Origin of the sequence: Paenibacillus kribbensis (assembly GCF_001705305.1) — a bacterium.
GTDB lineage: Bacteria > Bacillota > Bacilli > Paenibacillales > Paenibacillaceae > Paenibacillus > Paenibacillus kribbensis_B.
This window is the reverse complement of record NZ_MCBP01000003.1, coordinates 413,801-428,728: the sequence shown is the minus strand read 5'-3', so window position 1 is coordinate 428,728 and position 14,928 is coordinate 413,801. Positions and strand designations below refer to the sequence as shown.

Below are 14,928 nucleotides of genomic sequence, written 5' to 3'. Positions count from 1 at the left end.
TGTTGCTATTAACTTTGGATAAGAAGCTTAATATGAGCTTGATCAGCCTTTCAGCGCACCCGCGGCCATCCCGCGTACCAGTTGCTTTAGTCCAAAGACCAGCAGGAGCAGTGACGGTAAAATGACAAGTGCAGTGCCCGCAAACACCAGATTCCATGAAGTGGATTCCTGAAATTCAAGCATGGAAATGCCAATCTGTACGGTACGCATATTTTCGCTATTCGTAATCAGTAAAGGCCACAGATACGAATTGTACATGTTCAGAAACGAATATACAGCCAGTGTTCCGAGCGCCGGGCGCGATAGTGGAAGCACATGGAACAGAAAGTAACGGATATGTCCACACCCGTCCATGCGGGCAGCCTCGAACAGCTCCTTGGGAAGCTGGAGAAAAAATTGTCTTAACAGGAATGTCCCGAAGGCTGTTGCCAAAAATGGGACCGTCAGCCCCTGATACGTATCAAGCCAGTTCCAGCTGCGTACCGTCAGGTAATTCGGAATAATGGTCACTTCCCAAGGGATCATCATGGTGGCTACAAACATGCTGAAAATAAAGTTTTTTCCCTTAAACTCCATTTTGGCAAAGGCATAGGCTGCCAGACTGGCCGTAATGAGCTGACCGATCATCGTCAGGCCCGAAATGAGAAAGGTGTTGCCGATAAAAGTCGCTATTGGAACGATTTCAAACACGTCGGTAAAATTGGCCCAATGAAAGGAATGCGGAATAAAGTGCGGCGGATAGGTGCTCGCTTCCTCAGGCGACATTATCGCCATAAAAAAAGTATAGATAACCGGATATAAAATCAGAGCAGCCGCAATCGTAAGCAGTACATACAGCAACGTTGAATTAAGGCGTCCCTTCATTGGTAATGCACCTTTCCTTCCACCCATTTGAACTGAATCATCGTAAGCAGCAGAATGACGACAAACAATACGATCGCCTGTGCGCTTCCCGTGCCAAATCGGAAATTAACGAAGGCCTCCTGATAAATGGAGTATACAAACACATTCGTACTGTTCACCGGCCCGCCCTTGGTCAAAATGTTAATTTGCGCGAAGGACTGAAAGGCCCCGATAATGGAGACTACCGTCACAAAAAAGATCGTTGGCGATAGCAATGGCATGGAAATACGCCAGAACGTGACCAGCGGACCGGCCCCATCCATTTTGGCACTTTCATACATGTCGTCCGGAATCCCTTGCAGTCCGCTGGATAAAATAATGTAATTGAAGCCTAGATTCATCCAAATGGTCATGATGGCTACCGAGAACAGCGCCCAGTCAGGGCTGGTCAGCCATGGAACCGGATTGATATGTAACAGGGAAAGCACGTAGTTGAACATCCCGAGTGTCGGATGAAAAAGAAACTTCCAAATGACGGCGGATGAACCGACCGATAGCACCATCGGTAGTGAAAACGCGAACTGGAAAATGCGCATCCCTCGCAGTTTACTATGGGTCAGTGCAGCCAGCACGAGCGCCAATAAAATACCTACCGGAACCGTCAATAGCGCGAACAGAAGCGTGACCTTGATCCCTTGCAGAAACTGACCGGAACTGAAAAGTACAATAAAATTGTCTAAACCTACATAAGCTGCAACATTTCCTGCTGGATCTGTGGAATGCAGGCTGAGATAAACTGACTTCAACATCGGATAAAACATAAATACAGCAAATAAGATGAGCGACGGAGCCAAAAAGGTATACGCCAGCGCATTTTCGCGCATTCTCTGAATTTTTAGCGAACCTGTGCGTATGTGGTCCTTAGAGGAAGCCAGATGCCGGCTTCTCGTCCCAAGTCCCATCGATTTGTTAAGCTCACTCAAAACGAAACGCCCCTTTCTCTTCAAACCAACCTCAGTAAGTGTATCGTTTTGATGTAAAGGGATCATCAAGTTGACTGGTGTATACTGTAAATTTTTCTCCTCTTTGTAAAAAAAGATCCCATAGGTATAAGCACAACGACATAGACTCCTGCATACGATGCATCATTACATGGTATGGAGGTTAGAGGCAAATGTCCTACAGTACCGTTAGTCCACAAACGTTATATCAAGCCAAACCGGAATTCCAGACAAAGCTTGTCAAGGCTCGCCAGCACCTGCATCAAAGGCTCAAACCACACCTCAATCAAACCGTCCGGGTCCAAACGATAGATCATCATGTGTATGAAGGAACGATTGTTCACATGGACGCCGATCATCTGTATATAAGGATTCCTCAGCCGTATCATTCGCCTTCCCCAGGCACTCCACCCCCTTACCGTCCCTATACCTACAGCAATGTCATTCTACCGTTGGTACTGTACACGCTGCTAGTGATGATACTGCTGAGCTGACGCACAACGCATTCAGTTCCTGACAAAAAAACCTCCAAATTCGTTAATATGCCGATAGTCGGCTATTCACAAATTTGGAGGTTTTACGTATTTATTTTACATATTCAAACAGGAATTAAAAGGAATCTAAAAGCAGATAAATTTCGCAAACGAGGAATGGTATGTGTACCTTCTTGGCAAGCTAATGTGAGAAAACGTCAGAACGGAGAAGATGCCTGATGAAATATAACCGATTACTGTCTACAAGTGTCGCTGTTGCCTTGTTCTGTGCCAGCTTTTGCCCCACACCCTATACCAATACTACACAGGCCGCATCGTATGCCTCCCCTGCTCCTACAAAAGGAAGAGCCTATTATGAAGAACGAGGGGACATCGTATGGGAAGTTCCTACCTCTCGCAAGGTGATTGCCCTCACCTTCGACGATGGACCGGATGAGATCAAAACGCCGGCCATTCTGGATTTGCTCAAGCAATATGACGCCAAAGCGACCTTTTTTGTCGTCGGCAGCCGTGTAGAAAAACTCCCTCACATTGTGAAACGGGAACGAGAAGAAGGACATGATGTCGGCAACCATACCTTCCATCATTCATCCTTCCATCGTATTTCCCGTAACAAAGCTCTGTCTGAAATGGATCAGGGCCAAGCCAGCATCGTTCAAGCAACGGGTACAGAAACCCATCTTTTCCGTCCACCGGGTGGTTCCTATACCGACTCGCTCGTCAAACTATCTAAAGAAAAAGGGCTGAAAATGATTTTATGGTCCTGGCACCAGGACACCCTGGATTGGCGAAGACCCGGCGTACACCGCATCGCTAATAAAGTGCTCCGCAACGCCCGGAACGGCGATATCGTCCTCATGCACGATTATGTATATAAAAGTACACAAACCGTTGAAGCCCTCAAAATCATTTTACCTGAGCTGAAAAAAAGAGGGTTTACCTTCGTCACCGTATCCGAACTGCTTGCCAATCGTAAGACGCCCGAAGGACTTATTGAAGTGAATAAATAATTTCATAGGAATAAATCCCAAGACAATTTCCCCCTATGAAATTATTGGCTACATAAAACGTTCTTCGTACGGAAAATATAATAGAGAATTACCAACTATCTCAAGGAGGCAATAACATGAAGAAAGCAATATTGGCTGTAGCGTCCCTGGCTGTATTTCTGTCAGCAGGTTCCATGGTATCTGCATCTGCACCCGCAACAGAAAAGCATGAGCACAAAGTACACCAACATAAGGTTAAGGCTCATGCCAAACATGAACACAAGCTGCACGCCAAGAGCAAACATGAGAAAGTCCACAAGCTACATGCACATAAAGCTGCGCCTGGCAAAATCATTGGAGGAAAAAGCATTCATGCCAAAAGTATGAAAGCGAAGGCTACTAAATTACCCAAAACCGGATTTGGTGGCGCAAGCGAGCAAATGAATTAGGGAGGGCAAAAGGAGGGGGTTGGCTTGTAAACCCTCTCTCTTTCTTCATATGAACAAAAAGTGGAGTATTCGTATCATAATGTTATTGATTTTGCTGGGTAGTACAAGCTGTTCGTCTTCGGCTGAACATCAAGGCAACTCCACCCACGCTCCGGCTAAACCTGAAATTCAACAAACTAAAGTGACGAAGCCATTACAGGTTAAAAATAAACCTTTTCCAGGGATCATTCCACATAAAATTGATATTCCTGCGGTTCGTATTCATTCGATTATAGAACCGGTTACCTACCTAGAAAATGGACAGATGGGCGTTCCGGGTAACACGGATCGAGTAGGTTATTTATCTACTGGTATATTGCCAGGAGCGGCAGGTAATGCAATTATGGACGGACATGTTGATACATACACGGGTCCAGCAGTTTTTTATCCTCTTAAAAAACTGAAAAGGGGGGATTACGTGTATGTGACTGGCGGTGACGGTTGTAAGCTTCAGTTTGTGGTGGAGTCGGTAAAATTTTATCTAACCCCCCAAGCACCGATTCAAACGATTTTTGGCCCTACTGAAGAACACCGTTTAAACTTGATTACCTGTGCCGGACGCTACAGTCGAAGCAAGAAGGAGCATGAAGGAAGACTGGTCGTCTTTACCAAATTAGCACACATGAATTCAGCTTGTGAGAAACTTACGGTTCAAAACTAGGACAACCCAATCATTTTCAAGGAGAATGAATAACTGTGCTTAGAATCACAAAATTACAATTGCTGTGCATGACCTTAATATTGATTCCCGCTTGCAGCTTCTCTTTATTTCGTGCACAAGCCGAGCCAGCTAAACAGGATAACGTTGTCCCCTTCCTTCAAGAATTGTTTGAAGACCGCACTCGGTTGTTGATGGATCAGGATAAAACGCATATTGAGGACCATTACTTGTTAACAGATAAACGAAGCAACTACGCGTACCTTCATGAAATAAACAGGGCCGAATACATTCAAGAATGGGCCAAGCATCGTAAAATGAAATTTGTGAATGCGGAAAGTTCCATTCGGGTAGCTCGTGCTGTAGTGTTGGGCGATACGGCAAAAGTGTCTCTTGTTCAGTCCTTGAAATTGAGTTATGAGTATATCGATAACTATCCCGGTCGGCATGATTTTGGGATTGGAACTCGTCATGGCATTACACTGAGAAAAAAAGACAGTCGTTGGTACGTGGAACGTGAATGGTATTCAGATCCTCTGGAAGAAAATGCAAAGAAAATTGAAAAATCCGACTTGTTTTTCACTTCCCATAAAGATCCACCAACACCAGAGAGGGTTATTCATAAATACAACAGAGCCCGCGCCGTTGACTATGCGAACAAGTATGCAGGAACGACATGGGGGGCAGGTAATGGTCAACGATATAATCAAAAATATCTGGATTATAACTCCAAAGGAGGCGACTGTACCAACTTCTCTTCTCAAGTGATCGGGGACGCAGAGGAAGGCGGAGGACTGTCTATGAAATCAGGATGGCATTACTTGTATGGCCACGGAGGAAGCCAAGCCTGGGTTCAAACGGACGCATTTAAAAATTTTCTGATACGCTCCGGCTATGGCAAGATTATAGGGCAAGGAAGCTTTTCCGATATTGTCCAATCGGTCAATGAACGGCAGCAGCAGCTTGATAAACCCCAACTGATGCCAGGTGATTTAATTGCTTACGTATTAAAAGGAGATGTTGACCATTTCTCTATAGTAGTTGGATTTGATCAGCGTGGCTTTCCTTTAGTCAACTCCCATACCGCGGACCGTTACAGAGTCCCCTTCGACTTGGGATGGGATAAAAATACCAAGTATTTGTTGATTCATATACAAGATTAAACATTAAATGACCTGTCACACTTGTTCATATCCCGGAGGATGCTGTCATAGGAATAATATGGACAGCTTCTAATGGGGTGAAAATAATTTGAAATTACCTCTTTTATTAAAACAAACCATGGTGAGAGCTAATGCGATGATTGTTGTGAAAGCCATCGGTTTGGTTGGAAAAGTATTTATGACGCGACTTGTTGGAGCCGAAGGAATGGGTCTTTATCAGCTAGCCTACTCCTTCTATAGCTTAATATTGATGATTATTTCAGGGGGACTGCCGACAGCTTTGGGTATGTTTACAGCTAAGCATACTGCAAGAGGCTGGCGTTTGTTCAAAATTTTTTCTATATTCCTGATGCTCACGGGATTGGCATGCAGTGTCTTAACCTTTTGGCTTTCAAAGCCGATTGCTTCTTTGCTCGGTTATCCACAGCTCGATTTTGTGATTCGATGTCTCTCCCCTGCAATACTGGCAGTTCCCTTGCTAAGTCTGCTACGCGGATATTTGCAAGGGCTTGAGAAATACACCGCAATTGCTCTTTCGGAAATCATAGAACAGACCATTAGGATTGGTACTTTAATGTGGCTGGTGCCATTATTTATTCAATCCGGCATTGAGTCTGCTGTAGGCGGAGCAGTACTTGGAACCTTTACAGGCGCATTGTTAGCCTTTGCTATGCTTTCAGCTTTTTTTATGTATAATCGTCCCTCTGTAGCTTTGTCTCCCCCATCAACTCGAACAGATCTACCTTTGGTGGTACAAGCTTCATTTGCTATTGCACTTACACGCTTGCTTATCCCGGCTTCCGACTTTATGGATGCGATCATCATCCCTCAACGATTACAGGTTGCCGGGGTTTCTCCCAAAGAAGCAGCGGAGATGTTCGGTATTGTCACGGGTATCGCTCTTGTGGTCGCTTATATGCCTACTTTGATTACGGGCTCGCTAACACATACGCTCACGATGAAAATAACTACAGATTGGCAAAATAAGGAATATAACGTCTTCTACAAAAAAAGCCATACCGCCCTTCAGATAGCATGGGTCTGGGGATTAGCCTCAGGGTTTTTCATTTTTGAATATGCCTCCGAAATTTCCCTATTTGTTTTTGGTATACAACATGCCGAAATTCCCATTAAATCATTGGCAATGCTACCGTTATTCGTCGGATTGCGGGAAATCACAACAAGCATCTTATGGGCACAAAATCGAAAGAAAACTCCCTTTATTGGCCTTGGCACAGGAGTCCTTGTCAACTTCATTATTCTTTATTCCCTAGTTGCTGTTCCCGGGCTTGGATATGCCGGCATGTCCCTTGGAATCATTATGCTCGAATGGATCGCGATGGCCTGGAATTTCAAAGCCCTGAAGCTTTTTCAGCGAATTAATTCCCGCATAATCATTATACTGTTAGTGGACATTCTTGTTTTCGAAGCCATTCTGATTATGGTTACGCTGTGTTCCAAGTCGTTGTCCTCATTGGACTGGCCGGAGACGGTCCAAATTATTGTCGAGATCCTTCATTACTGCTTATGGTGTGCCTTGTATTTGAAAGTACGATTAAAGAGCGTTTTCGAAGACTAGACAAGGCCTCCCACCAGTTTATTGAACTCGTGAGAAGCCTTTTTTTCTATTTGATAATATTATTAGCTTTCAGATTTCTAATCAGCTATTGGTCATCATCTTCTTGTCGAGCTGATCAAGTACCATTGGCCATGCCTGCTCATGTTGGTCCCTCGAATTTGTATCTGGAAAACCTGCGTGCGTTAGGCGAAGCTGTGTGCCATTTCCGTTGAGTTTAAGCTCAACGGTGAGCACCGTTTCATACCCCTTTGTGCCCCCTTCCCCAGTAACCCAGGTCAGTTCGATAAGGCGATCTGGTTCAAGTCTTAGAAACCTTCCGTAATGCGGATGGCGTTTCCCCTCAAAATGCGTTTCGAAAAAGAAGGCCGTATTCACTCGGGCCTCCATGATGACTGTCCCTGGAGCTGCAAACCATTGGTCGAACTGCTTGGTCCACGCTTGATACAGGACAACAGGTGACGCCTCCATTTTTCGTTCCACCGTCAGATGATGCGGCCTTTGTGAAATATCCGGCAAAGAAACAGGTAGTGTCATTTCATCTTCAATCCCTTCAGTCCAACAGCATTTTGATCCTCACTACAACATTATACCCATAAAGATGTAGGATAAAAAAAGCCACTCATTACATTTTTTATTTTGGATGAGCCGTCTTATTGGCATGTAATCAAACCAAAGAAAAAAGGCTGCTCAAAAGTTCAACGAACTCATGAGAGCCTCAAAAAAATCTGATCAGAGTTAACATCTCCTAATCCCTTGCTACAACAAGGGCTTTTGTCATTTTCACATCATGCCGTCCATGTTGTGCGATTGGTATATTGGAGGATGGGTTTTTCAATACGGTTGAGGTCGGCATTCTTCCTCATTTCCAGTACTTCCACCGTACTTATGAACGTGAGGAATGCTACCGTTTACTGTGGTACATCCTTCAAAACGGTGGTAATGGCCACCTCTTGGCAAGGGAATGGCTGGTCCTGTTGTTCCTTTAATAAGATGCTTATGTTGCTCGTTACATGATGTTTCCGCATAATAATGATGAACATGCGGAACACCACTTGGAGCCGGCTTTGTTACTCCACAGTAATGGTGGCAGTGTCCCACATCAAATGATGTAGTCCCCTTAAAAGGATGCACGTGATCATTATTAACGGGTCTACCGTCCCACGAAGTAATAAAAAGCCTATGCGAATGGTCAGAGTCAGAATCACCGGAATGTACAACAAAACCTGTTACTGGTATTTCCATCAGCAACCTCCTCTCCTCATCAACTGCTACATACTATGAAAGAGGTAGTGTAAATGCTCAATCTAAACAAAATATTGGCGTATTACCTAGATTTTTGTGAAATAAGGCTTTTTTCATTCGAGTGCAACATTTCAAAAAGCTATTCCGTTTAGTAACTTGAACAAACAAGTTGAAAGAGAGTCATTAAAATGAAAAAAACAGCAATTAGCGCAATCTGTGCTTTAACCTTACTTTCTGCTTCACAGGCAGCCTTTGCCGCAGAACCTATTTTAATAGCCAAACCACCTGTTACTCAGGCTAAACAAAACAATCAGAGCCAATACCAGGTTTTAATTAATGGTACAAAACTGGATATGCGATTGGTATGTCCGCCCCAACCAAATTAGGTGCAGCTCCTACAACTGTAAAAGGCAACGTATATGTTCCAGTAGAAATATATAATGTTCTTTTCTCCAATCCTAAAACGGTTAACGTTACCCAAAAAACAATTACTATTAAAACACCACAAGAGGAAAATGTACAAATTCCAAATCCGCTCGTAGAATTTAAAACATTACAAGCTGCTGAAAAATCTGTAGGCTTTGCAACTTATGCACCTTCAATCCTTACTGATGCATACAAGCAAGATCTGATTCAAGTCATTAGCAATTCAGTCGTTGAAGTTTCTTATAGCAATGGCAAGGATACTATTCATTATAGAGTTGCCGAAGGCAGCGAGGATATTAGCGGAAATTATGAAGTTTATAGTCAAGCCTCCAAGAAGGATATAAATGGTATACCTGTAACAATAAAGGGAAATAATAATGTGGTAAATCAGGCAACATGGACGCAAAATCATAAAAGCTATTCCTTGTATTTGGAAGCTGGCGTATCTACCCAAACCCTGGAAAAAATTCTGAATCAGTTGTCTGTCTAAACATATTCATAAATTGACCAGCCCCCCATCACTCTCACAAGCTGATGAGGGGCTTTACTTTTTAACGATGTACCTATGAAGCTATGAAGCGTGTCGGACACGATGATCCGGAAACTACATAACTATACTTTTCAGTCCAATGTTTTGGAGGCCAGCCATTGCATCATCGTTGTTTTCTTTCCGTTAATCACCTCTGATACTTCGTTGTTATACACGTAAATCCAGGACCAGTGGCCATTGTATTCATACGGTGTTTTATCGCTTTTCTTGTACAAGCCGGAAGTATCCACTACGTTGTCAAATAACGACATATGGACATCCTTTGCTCCGGCATTCACCAAACGGTTGTAGGTTGGAATCATATAATCGTTGGGCGGTACTATGGTGTCGGTTTTGGCAGCCACAAACCAGATCGGCAGGTTCTTCATTTCGTTAATTTGTTCATCAGTAATAAGACTATCCTTCAAGGCTTCACACGCGACCACGGCTGCTGCAAAATAGTCTTTATAATCACGGATCATCAGCATGGTCATATAACCGCCGTTGGAGTCTCCACCAATGTAGATTCGATCTGTATCAATGTCTTTGTTCTTGGCCACATAATCCTTAATTAAGGACATCAATGCTTGCTCGTACTTGGAGGTGCCGTCTCCGAAGCCTGTAAAGCCATCCATCCAGTAGGTTGGGGTCTGAGGTGCCAGCACATAAGCCCCGCCAAAATGGGATTGAATGTCCTTAGAAGCAAAATTCACTGCTTTATTTCCGGCAATCGGAATGGTTGGATCTGTGCCTCCCTCTCCCATACCGTGCAGCCAGATCACTAGAGGATTTTTCACTTTGTCTTTTGCCGGTGCATAGTCCGCATAGGTTAAATTAACCCCGTCATAAGAAGCTTTGCCGGTTGTAAATTGGTCAACAAGCTTCCGTATCTCACCTGTAGAAGTATCAATCTTCAAGCCGGAAATCGTTCCTGATTGGGTTTTAATAGCTTTTTGCTGCGTGATCGTGTATTTGTTATCAATCCATGCGTTAAACCCGGAGCCTGCATCATAATGAATAGCAGAGCTTAATGTTATGGCCGGACCGATCTCCATTTCCAACACAACGTAGCTCCCGTTTTTCTTTACAGGGTTGCCGTTTTTGTCCGATACATAGGCCTTGGTGATCTTCCGGTTGCCTTTTTCAACAAAGGGATTTACCAGCCTGCTATCGCTTCTTTCTACATGCACCTTAAATGTATCCTTTGTTATCGCATCTTTGGGCACCGGCTTACCCAAGTTAACAATAATCTTAGTAATGGTTGCTCCCCAATCCTTAACCTCCGCAACCGTCCGGTATGAGGTGGGCTGTATCTTTGCATCCTTGGCCCATGCACCAGAACTGAAAGCCAGGGTCGTACCGAAAGCCAAAGTGATTAACATAGTTGTTTTAGTAGCCTTTTTAAACCGTTTAAACATGATGTCTTACCTCCTAGGTCCATTTATAAAACGCTTACATTCATTATTTTAATAAATTCTTTTATTTGCATCCTGTCTTTTATTAACCTAATTAGGGTCAATTACTGACTCCTTGCCCCAAAGAATACCCTTTGTTCCCTTTTCGATATTGATGCGGTGTTGCCTGATAAACCTTCTTAAATACCCTGACAAACGATTTCTCGTTCGGAAACCCGTGCTCCAGCGCAATTTGGATGATGGAATGATCCGTATTCATAAGAACCCGAAAAGATCTCTCCAGACGGATGGCATTGATATATTGAAATAGGGTCATACCTACATGCTTGACAAAGAAACGGGACAAATACTCGGGAGATAACCCAAAAACCTGGGCTATGGAATCCAGGGATAAGCTTTGATCGTAATTCTCTTGGATATAATCGGTGATCAACGTCAGCCGTTCCAAATATTTATTGGAATTAAAGCCGCGGATAGATTCATTGTCAATTTTAAAATGCATTAATAAAAGATACACCAGCTTATAAGATAGAGACGTTAAATGGATATGTTCTAAAGGGTCATTATGCCGGTTGAGGTAAGCCGCAAATAATGTGTCTAGCAAATCACGCAGCTCCGCAAATTGCTGCAATCTCTGCTCGTTGGTTTCGAAAATGGATATACAGTCAAATGAAACGGGGTTACTGCTGTTAACATTTTCTCTAATAAATCCAGAAGGGATCAGGACGGTTATAGCCTCTCTTCCTTCTCCCTTAGCCACAGAAAAGGAATGAATAGCATTCGAATTGATGAGCACAATATCTCCTTCTTTGGAGCTTAAATTCGCGCCATCAATGTAGATATTGTCGATTCTTCCTGAAAGCACATAGGATATTTCTATGCTGTCGTGCCAATGCCTGGGTATGTATGCTGGTTCATTTGAGGAATGAACTATAATTTTTAACGGAAAATGATTGTCAGCCTGGACCAGCTCATATTTGTATTCCAAATTATCACTCCTCTCTCTATAAACAAAAAAACCTAAGTATAACAAAATACATAAGATCCTTGGATCTTAACATTTTGTTCCTTAGGTTTTGCCTGCGTAACAGTAACAATCCTAATGCTATGCAGTTAACTATGCTAAGTATATAGTGGGTTGAAAGTTATGTCAACGCTTTCATTTTAAGTCATAATAAAACAGCATGTAAAAATCTACAAAGTGTTACATATTCATTGTCAGTTTTCGATAATAAATTTAACAAGATAAAATGAGCAAATTCCCAGCCGATGGGGTCATAGAAGGATGTAAAGAAAAATGTTTTCTTCGTTTTTAATTGTAATCAGTTCGGCTTCCTTTGTGCTTTTTCTCCTTTGGGGAATAGTCTCTCTATTCAAGCGAACTAAAAAAGCCAAATGGAATTTTTTAATCTCACTATTGAGTTTAGTCATACTTTTCATAGCTACACCTGCCGATCAGTCCAAACCAGCATCTGAGAAAGCCTTAACTCAAGCACAAGCTGATGTATCTTCTAAAGTAAGCAATGAAGATGTTGAGAGCACGCCTTCATACAGTGAAGTTGATAAGAAAAACGCTCTTCAAATTGAAAGTCTCATTAATAAATACGAAAACGAAATGACTCCCTATGAGTACCAAGGCAACGGGGTTTTCGACATGATGAAGGCTGATAAAGTCGATGATTCTGCCATTTGCAAGGAAATTCAACGGGTCAATGAGAAATATAAAGAGACAATTAAAAAAATTAATTCAATAAAAATTCCTGACGGGTTACATAATGACCTAAAATACGACTTGGAAAACATGTTAAGAAGTGCAAATGGATACTACACTTCTCGCTTTATAGCATACGAACATTTATTAAAGTACATTAAGGAGTCGGACGATACACACATAGATACAGTGGTTCAGGAATTGACTAATGCAAAAGATTTTTCTAAACAATATAAAATGTATGTACACATGTTATTTACAAAAACAGGGCTGCCCGATGAATTGAAAAACAAAGAATAACAAAATATATTTCCAAACGCTTAGAAAAGCCCGAAAGTATAACGATATTTTAAAACAAGCCGCGCTGATCATGGGACGAAAGTAGCTATCATCCAGAACAATCGGGATAAATACTCGGGATCAGCAATGTGCGACGTCCTGCAAATCGCAAGAAGCACGTACTACTATGAAACCAAAGAACAAGCGAAGGAAGACGACGTGGCCACAGCCATTGTGGACATCTTCCACAAGAATCGAAAAGCCTACGGCACCCGAAAAATCAAGGTCAAGCTCCACGAACGTGGGCTGGTCGTTTCCAGACGCCGAATCGTGAGTTTACCCAAACTGAAGCGAAGCGCTTCGTTGTCAGTGACCTGACCTATGTGAAGGTTCAGAACCAATGCACTATATTTGTGTGCTTGTGGATCTGTTCAATCGAGAAATCATCGGCCATATGCAGGTCCCCATAAGGACACAGCACTGGTTTCCCGTGCCTTTGCGACCGTGAAAGGCGACTTGCGTCAGATTCAATGGTTCCACACAGACAGAGGTCTTCATCATCTGAAATTGGAGCTTTTTGATTACGTAAACGGGTACAACAAGCATCGAATCCATGGAACCTTGGGGAATATGACCTCTGTCCATTATCGAAATGAAGCCCTTAAAAAAGCTGTTTGATTTTCTGTTGACAATCCATATACTCTTACCTGACTTAAGGTAGCCGCAAATAGTTCGATATCCGATTTCAACACTTTATATGTATGATTCATGCTGATCACCTCAGGATAGGTATTCGGTGAATAGTTTGAGAAATCCTTCAATAAAAAAGCCCCGGAGCAATCCAGGGTTTTTTTATTGTTTGAAGTATCTGTTTGCATCACCCAGCGGCATAATGACCTTCTGAGCACGGTCCCACAATATTTTTCTCTTTAGCGAAACTTATTTCTTGTCGTCTATTCTCCCGTATGCTTCTGCAGTTTCATCTCCTGTAATGACTACGTAGAAATAACCCCCACTAGGTACGTCAACATAATCAGTAAATGATCTCCCACTCATAAAAGTGTCAAAACTATATGTACCTATTGGACCATATCTGGATGTACCGTCAATAGAGTACATAAACATTATTGTGGCTTTACCTGGGCCAGTATAACCACCACGTAATCTAACTTTTCCGCCATTTGTATGAATAATGTCACTTTGGGCGTAGGTTTCGTTTTTCCACTTAGTTTTGGTTACGTAATTTGAGGCTGAAGCGCTTGTAGCAAACATTAGAAAAACAGCAATCATTACTAGCAACATAGGTTTAAACTTTTTCATACAGTAATACCTCCTAGTATATTATTATGATTACATAATAAATCTACTATTCCAAGCGTGTCGAAGTAAGGGGAAACTTGTCCTGCTAAAAAAGATTCTATCAGACTTTGGCAGATAAAATCCTTATCCTTTATTTAACGATAAACTTCACTCGTGTCCCATCAGGATATTCGTCCAGCTTGTGACCTACCCATGATCCAGCTCCACGATTATCCTTTGGGCTTATGTATTTAATATCTGCACCCTCTCCACCTTCTTCGCGCATCGCCATAGGCCATTCATCACAATCTTTACCCTTGCGTGTGAGTACGCCTTTAAGAGATAGCTCGCGGTTATGCTCGGCTCCTTCACGGTCAATTGTACATACTGACGACTTCCCTGCTGCTATGGCCTCTTTAATGTGCTGGGCAGTCTCGGGATATTTTGCTGACGGAAATTCCAACTTGACGGTGTCTGCCTGACACCTGTGTTACTGGAGCAGCTACAGGCTCATTTTTAGCGGGCTTAGCAGCATCTTGCTGTATGCTGCAGCCAGCTAATAGAACTGTTATCAGTACGGTAAATATCCATCTAAACATATGTATACCTCCCCCTAAACGTAAAAAACACCCTAAAATAAGTAAATAAAGGGTGTTTTTTCTGTAACTCATTTCATTATATTTACATATTAAATGCTTTGGTAGGGCCCCTATTTATCCAGCCAAATGCTCATTAAAAGAAAAAATAAAATATGTAAAAAAAACATTAAGTTTACCTCATGGTTTGAATGTAGATGCAGAAGCAGCAGGATT

The 14,928-nt window shown here is 42.5% G+C and carries 17 protein-coding genes and 2 pseudogenes; 10 read left to right on the top strand and 9 right to left on the bottom strand.

The window, feature by feature from the left end:
* Positions 1-42 precede the first annotated feature (42 nt).
* From BAZ21_RS07890 to BAZ21_RS28900, 3 genes are all read right to left on the bottom strand, one after another.
* Positions 43-864: a carbohydrate ABC transporter permease gene (locus BAZ21_RS07890; protein WP_068498750.1), complete on the bottom strand. Its 822-nt coding sequence runs from the start codon at positions 862-864 to the stop codon at positions 43-45.
* Positions 861-1,826, bottom strand: coding sequence for a carbohydrate ABC transporter permease (locus BAZ21_RS07885; protein WP_068499032.1), 966 nt, complete (start codon positions 1,824-1,826; stop codon positions 861-863). The genes BAZ21_RS07890 and BAZ21_RS07885 overlap by 4 nt, the downstream gene beginning before the upstream one ends.
* Before the next feature lie 221 nt (positions 1,827-2,047).
* The gene (locus BAZ21_RS28900; RefSeq protein WP_176718118.1) at positions 2,048-2,233 is read right to left on the bottom strand and encodes a hypothetical protein; all 186 of its coding nucleotides are present in this window, start codon (positions 2,231-2,233) and stop codon (positions 2,048-2,050) included.
* Positions 2,234-2,556: 323 nt separating this feature from the next.
* Between BAZ21_RS28900 and BAZ21_RS07875 the strand changes: the two genes are divergently transcribed.
* The 5 genes from BAZ21_RS07875 (at position 2,557) to BAZ21_RS07855 (ending at position 7,215) form a co-directional block, all read left to right on the top strand.
* Positions 2,557-3,348 carry a polysaccharide deacetylase family protein gene (locus tag BAZ21_RS07875; protein WP_068498746.1) on the top strand — a complete coding sequence of 264 codons (792 nt, stop codon included), beginning with the start codon at positions 2,557-2,559 and terminating at the stop codon, positions 3,346-3,348.
* Between the two features lie 116 nt (positions 3,349-3,464).
* Positions 3,465-3,776 (top strand): hypothetical protein, encoded by a 312-nt coding sequence (locus BAZ21_RS07870; RefSeq protein WP_068498744.1) that lies wholly within the window; start codon positions 3,465-3,467, stop codon positions 3,774-3,776.
* Between the two features lie 49 nt (positions 3,777-3,825).
* Entirely contained in the window at positions 3,826-4,476 is a 651-nt protein-coding gene (locus BAZ21_RS07865; protein ID WP_256020106.1) for a class F sortase, read from the top strand.
* A 35-nt stretch (positions 4,477-4,511) separates the two neighbouring features.
* On the top strand, positions 4,512-5,636 hold the full coding sequence (locus tag BAZ21_RS07860; protein WP_068498742.1) for an amidase domain-containing protein: 1,125 nt from the start codon (positions 4,512-4,514) through the stop codon (positions 5,634-5,636).
* An 88-nt stretch (positions 5,637-5,724) separates the two neighbouring features.
* The gene (locus BAZ21_RS07855; protein WP_256020103.1) at positions 5,725-7,215 is read left to right on the top strand and encodes an oligosaccharide flippase family protein; all 1,491 of its coding nucleotides are present in this window, start codon (positions 5,725-5,727) and stop codon (positions 7,213-7,215) included.
* Positions 7,216-7,296: 81 nt separating this feature from the next.
* Here the strand turns inward: BAZ21_RS07855 and BAZ21_RS07850 are convergent, their stop codons facing one another.
* Together BAZ21_RS07850 and BAZ21_RS27730 are read right to left on the bottom strand one after the other, a co-directional pair.
* Positions 7,297-7,749 (bottom strand): SRPBCC family protein, encoded by a 453-nt coding sequence (locus BAZ21_RS07850; RefSeq protein WP_068498739.1) that lies wholly within the window; start codon positions 7,747-7,749, stop codon positions 7,297-7,299.
* A 297-nt stretch (positions 7,750-8,046) separates the two neighbouring features.
* Positions 8,047-8,457 (bottom strand): YmaF family protein, encoded by a 411-nt coding sequence (locus tag BAZ21_RS27730; protein WP_084011541.1) that lies wholly within the window; start codon positions 8,455-8,457, stop codon positions 8,047-8,049.
* A 188-nt stretch (positions 8,458-8,645) separates the two neighbouring features.
* Here BAZ21_RS27730 and BAZ21_RS07840 point away from each other — a divergent pair, with 188 nt between their 5' ends.
* Together BAZ21_RS07840 and BAZ21_RS07835 are read left to right on the top strand one after the other, a co-directional pair.
* The gene (locus tag BAZ21_RS07840; RefSeq protein ID WP_068498736.1) at positions 8,646-8,843 is read left to right on the top strand and encodes a hypothetical protein; all 198 of its coding nucleotides are present in this window, start codon (positions 8,646-8,648) and stop codon (positions 8,841-8,843) included.
* Complete coding sequence (locus tag BAZ21_RS07835) at positions 8,822-9,373, top strand: hypothetical protein (RefSeq protein WP_068498735.1); 552 nt, start codon at positions 8,822-8,824, stop codon at positions 9,371-9,373. Before BAZ21_RS07840 ends, BAZ21_RS07835 begins: the two co-directional genes overlap by 22 nt.
* Before the next feature lie 131 nt (positions 9,374-9,504).
* On the opposite strand, the gene BAZ21_RS07830 is transcribed toward BAZ21_RS07835, so the two are convergent.
* Both BAZ21_RS07830 and BAZ21_RS07825 read right to left on the bottom strand, forming a co-directional pair.
* A complete protein-coding gene (locus tag BAZ21_RS07830; protein ID WP_068498733.1) occupies positions 9,505-10,830 on the bottom strand; it encodes a prolyl oligopeptidase family serine peptidase in 1,326 nt (441 codons plus the stop codon).
* A 97-nt stretch (positions 10,831-10,927) separates the two neighbouring features.
* Positions 10,928-11,815: an AraC family transcriptional regulator gene (locus BAZ21_RS07825; protein ID WP_068498731.1), complete on the bottom strand. Its 888-nt coding sequence runs from the start codon at positions 11,813-11,815 to the stop codon at positions 10,928-10,930.
* Positions 11,816-12,124: 309 nt separating this feature from the next.
* Here BAZ21_RS07825 and BAZ21_RS07820 point away from each other — a divergent pair, with 309 nt between their 5' ends.
* The 3 genes and pseudogenes from BAZ21_RS07820 (at position 12,125) to BAZ21_RS30380 (ending at position 13,495) form a co-directional block, all read left to right on the top strand.
* Positions 12,125-12,838, top strand: a complete 714-nt coding sequence (locus tag BAZ21_RS07820) for a hypothetical protein (protein WP_068498729.1) — start codon at positions 12,125-12,127, stop codon at positions 12,836-12,838.
* A gap of 51 nt (positions 12,839-12,889) precedes the next feature.
* A pseudogene (locus tag BAZ21_RS29550) lies at positions 12,890-13,369 on the top strand (IS3 family transposase); the annotation flags it as partial.
* Positions 13,370-13,384: 15 nt separating this feature from the next.
* Entirely contained in the window at positions 13,385-13,495 is a 111-nt protein-coding gene (locus tag BAZ21_RS30380) for an IS3 family transposase (RefSeq protein WP_444939609.1), read from the top strand.
* Between the two features lie 261 nt (positions 13,496-13,756).
* Here BAZ21_RS30380 and BAZ21_RS07810 read toward each other — a convergent pair whose 3' ends face one another.
* Together BAZ21_RS07810 and BAZ21_RS07805 are read right to left on the bottom strand one after the other, a co-directional pair.
* Complete coding sequence (locus BAZ21_RS07810) at positions 13,757-14,137, bottom strand: hypothetical protein (protein ID WP_068498724.1); 381 nt, start codon at positions 14,135-14,137, stop codon at positions 13,757-13,759.
* 130 nt (positions 14,138-14,267) lie between these two features.
* Positions 14,268-14,715: pseudogene (locus BAZ21_RS07805) on the bottom strand (NucA/NucB deoxyribonuclease domain-containing protein).
* Positions 14,716-14,928: the final 213 nt, after the last annotated feature.

Bases quoted from the DNA above. Each gene is read 5' to 3' on its own strand.
- BAZ21_RS07890 (WP_068498750.1), bottom strand. From the start codon at position 864: ATGAAGGGACGCCTTAATTCAACGTTGCTGTATGTACTGCTTACGATT.
- BAZ21_RS28900 (WP_176718118.1), bottom strand. From the start codon at position 2,233: ATGATACGGCTGAGGAATCCTTATATACAGATGATCGGCGTCCATGTG.
- BAZ21_RS07875 (WP_068498746.1), top strand. From the start codon at position 2,557: ATGAAATATAACCGATTACTGTCTACAAGTGTCGCTGTTGCCTTGTTC.
- BAZ21_RS07870 (WP_068498744.1), top strand. From the start codon at position 3,465: ATGAAGAAAGCAATATTGGCTGTAGCGTCCCTGGCTGTATTTCTGTCA.
- BAZ21_RS07865 (WP_256020106.1), top strand. From the start codon at position 3,826: ATGAACAAAAAGTGGAGTATTCGTATCATAATGTTATTGATTTTGCTG.
- BAZ21_RS07850 (WP_068498739.1), bottom strand. From the start codon at position 7,749: ATGACACTACCTGTTTCTTTGCCGGATATTTCACAAAGGCCGCATCAT.
- BAZ21_RS27730 (WP_084011541.1), bottom strand. From the start codon at position 8,457: ATGGAAATACCAGTAACAGGTTTTGTTGTACATTCCGGTGATTCTGAC.
- BAZ21_RS07840 (WP_068498736.1), top strand. From the start codon at position 8,646: ATGAAAAAAACAGCAATTAGCGCAATCTGTGCTTTAACCTTACTTTCT.
- BAZ21_RS07835 (WP_068498735.1), top strand. From the start codon at position 8,822: ATGTCCGCCCCAACCAAATTAGGTGCAGCTCCTACAACTGTAAAAGGC.
- BAZ21_RS07830 (WP_068498733.1), bottom strand. From the start codon at position 10,830: ATGTTTAAACGGTTTAAAAAGGCTACTAAAACAACTATGTTAATCACT.
- BAZ21_RS07820 (WP_068498729.1), top strand. From the start codon at position 12,125: ATGTTTTCTTCGTTTTTAATTGTAATCAGTTCGGCTTCCTTTGTGCTT.
- BAZ21_RS07810 (WP_068498724.1), bottom strand. From the start codon at position 14,137: ATGAAAAAGTTTAAACCTATGTTGCTAGTAATGATTGCTGTTTTTCTA.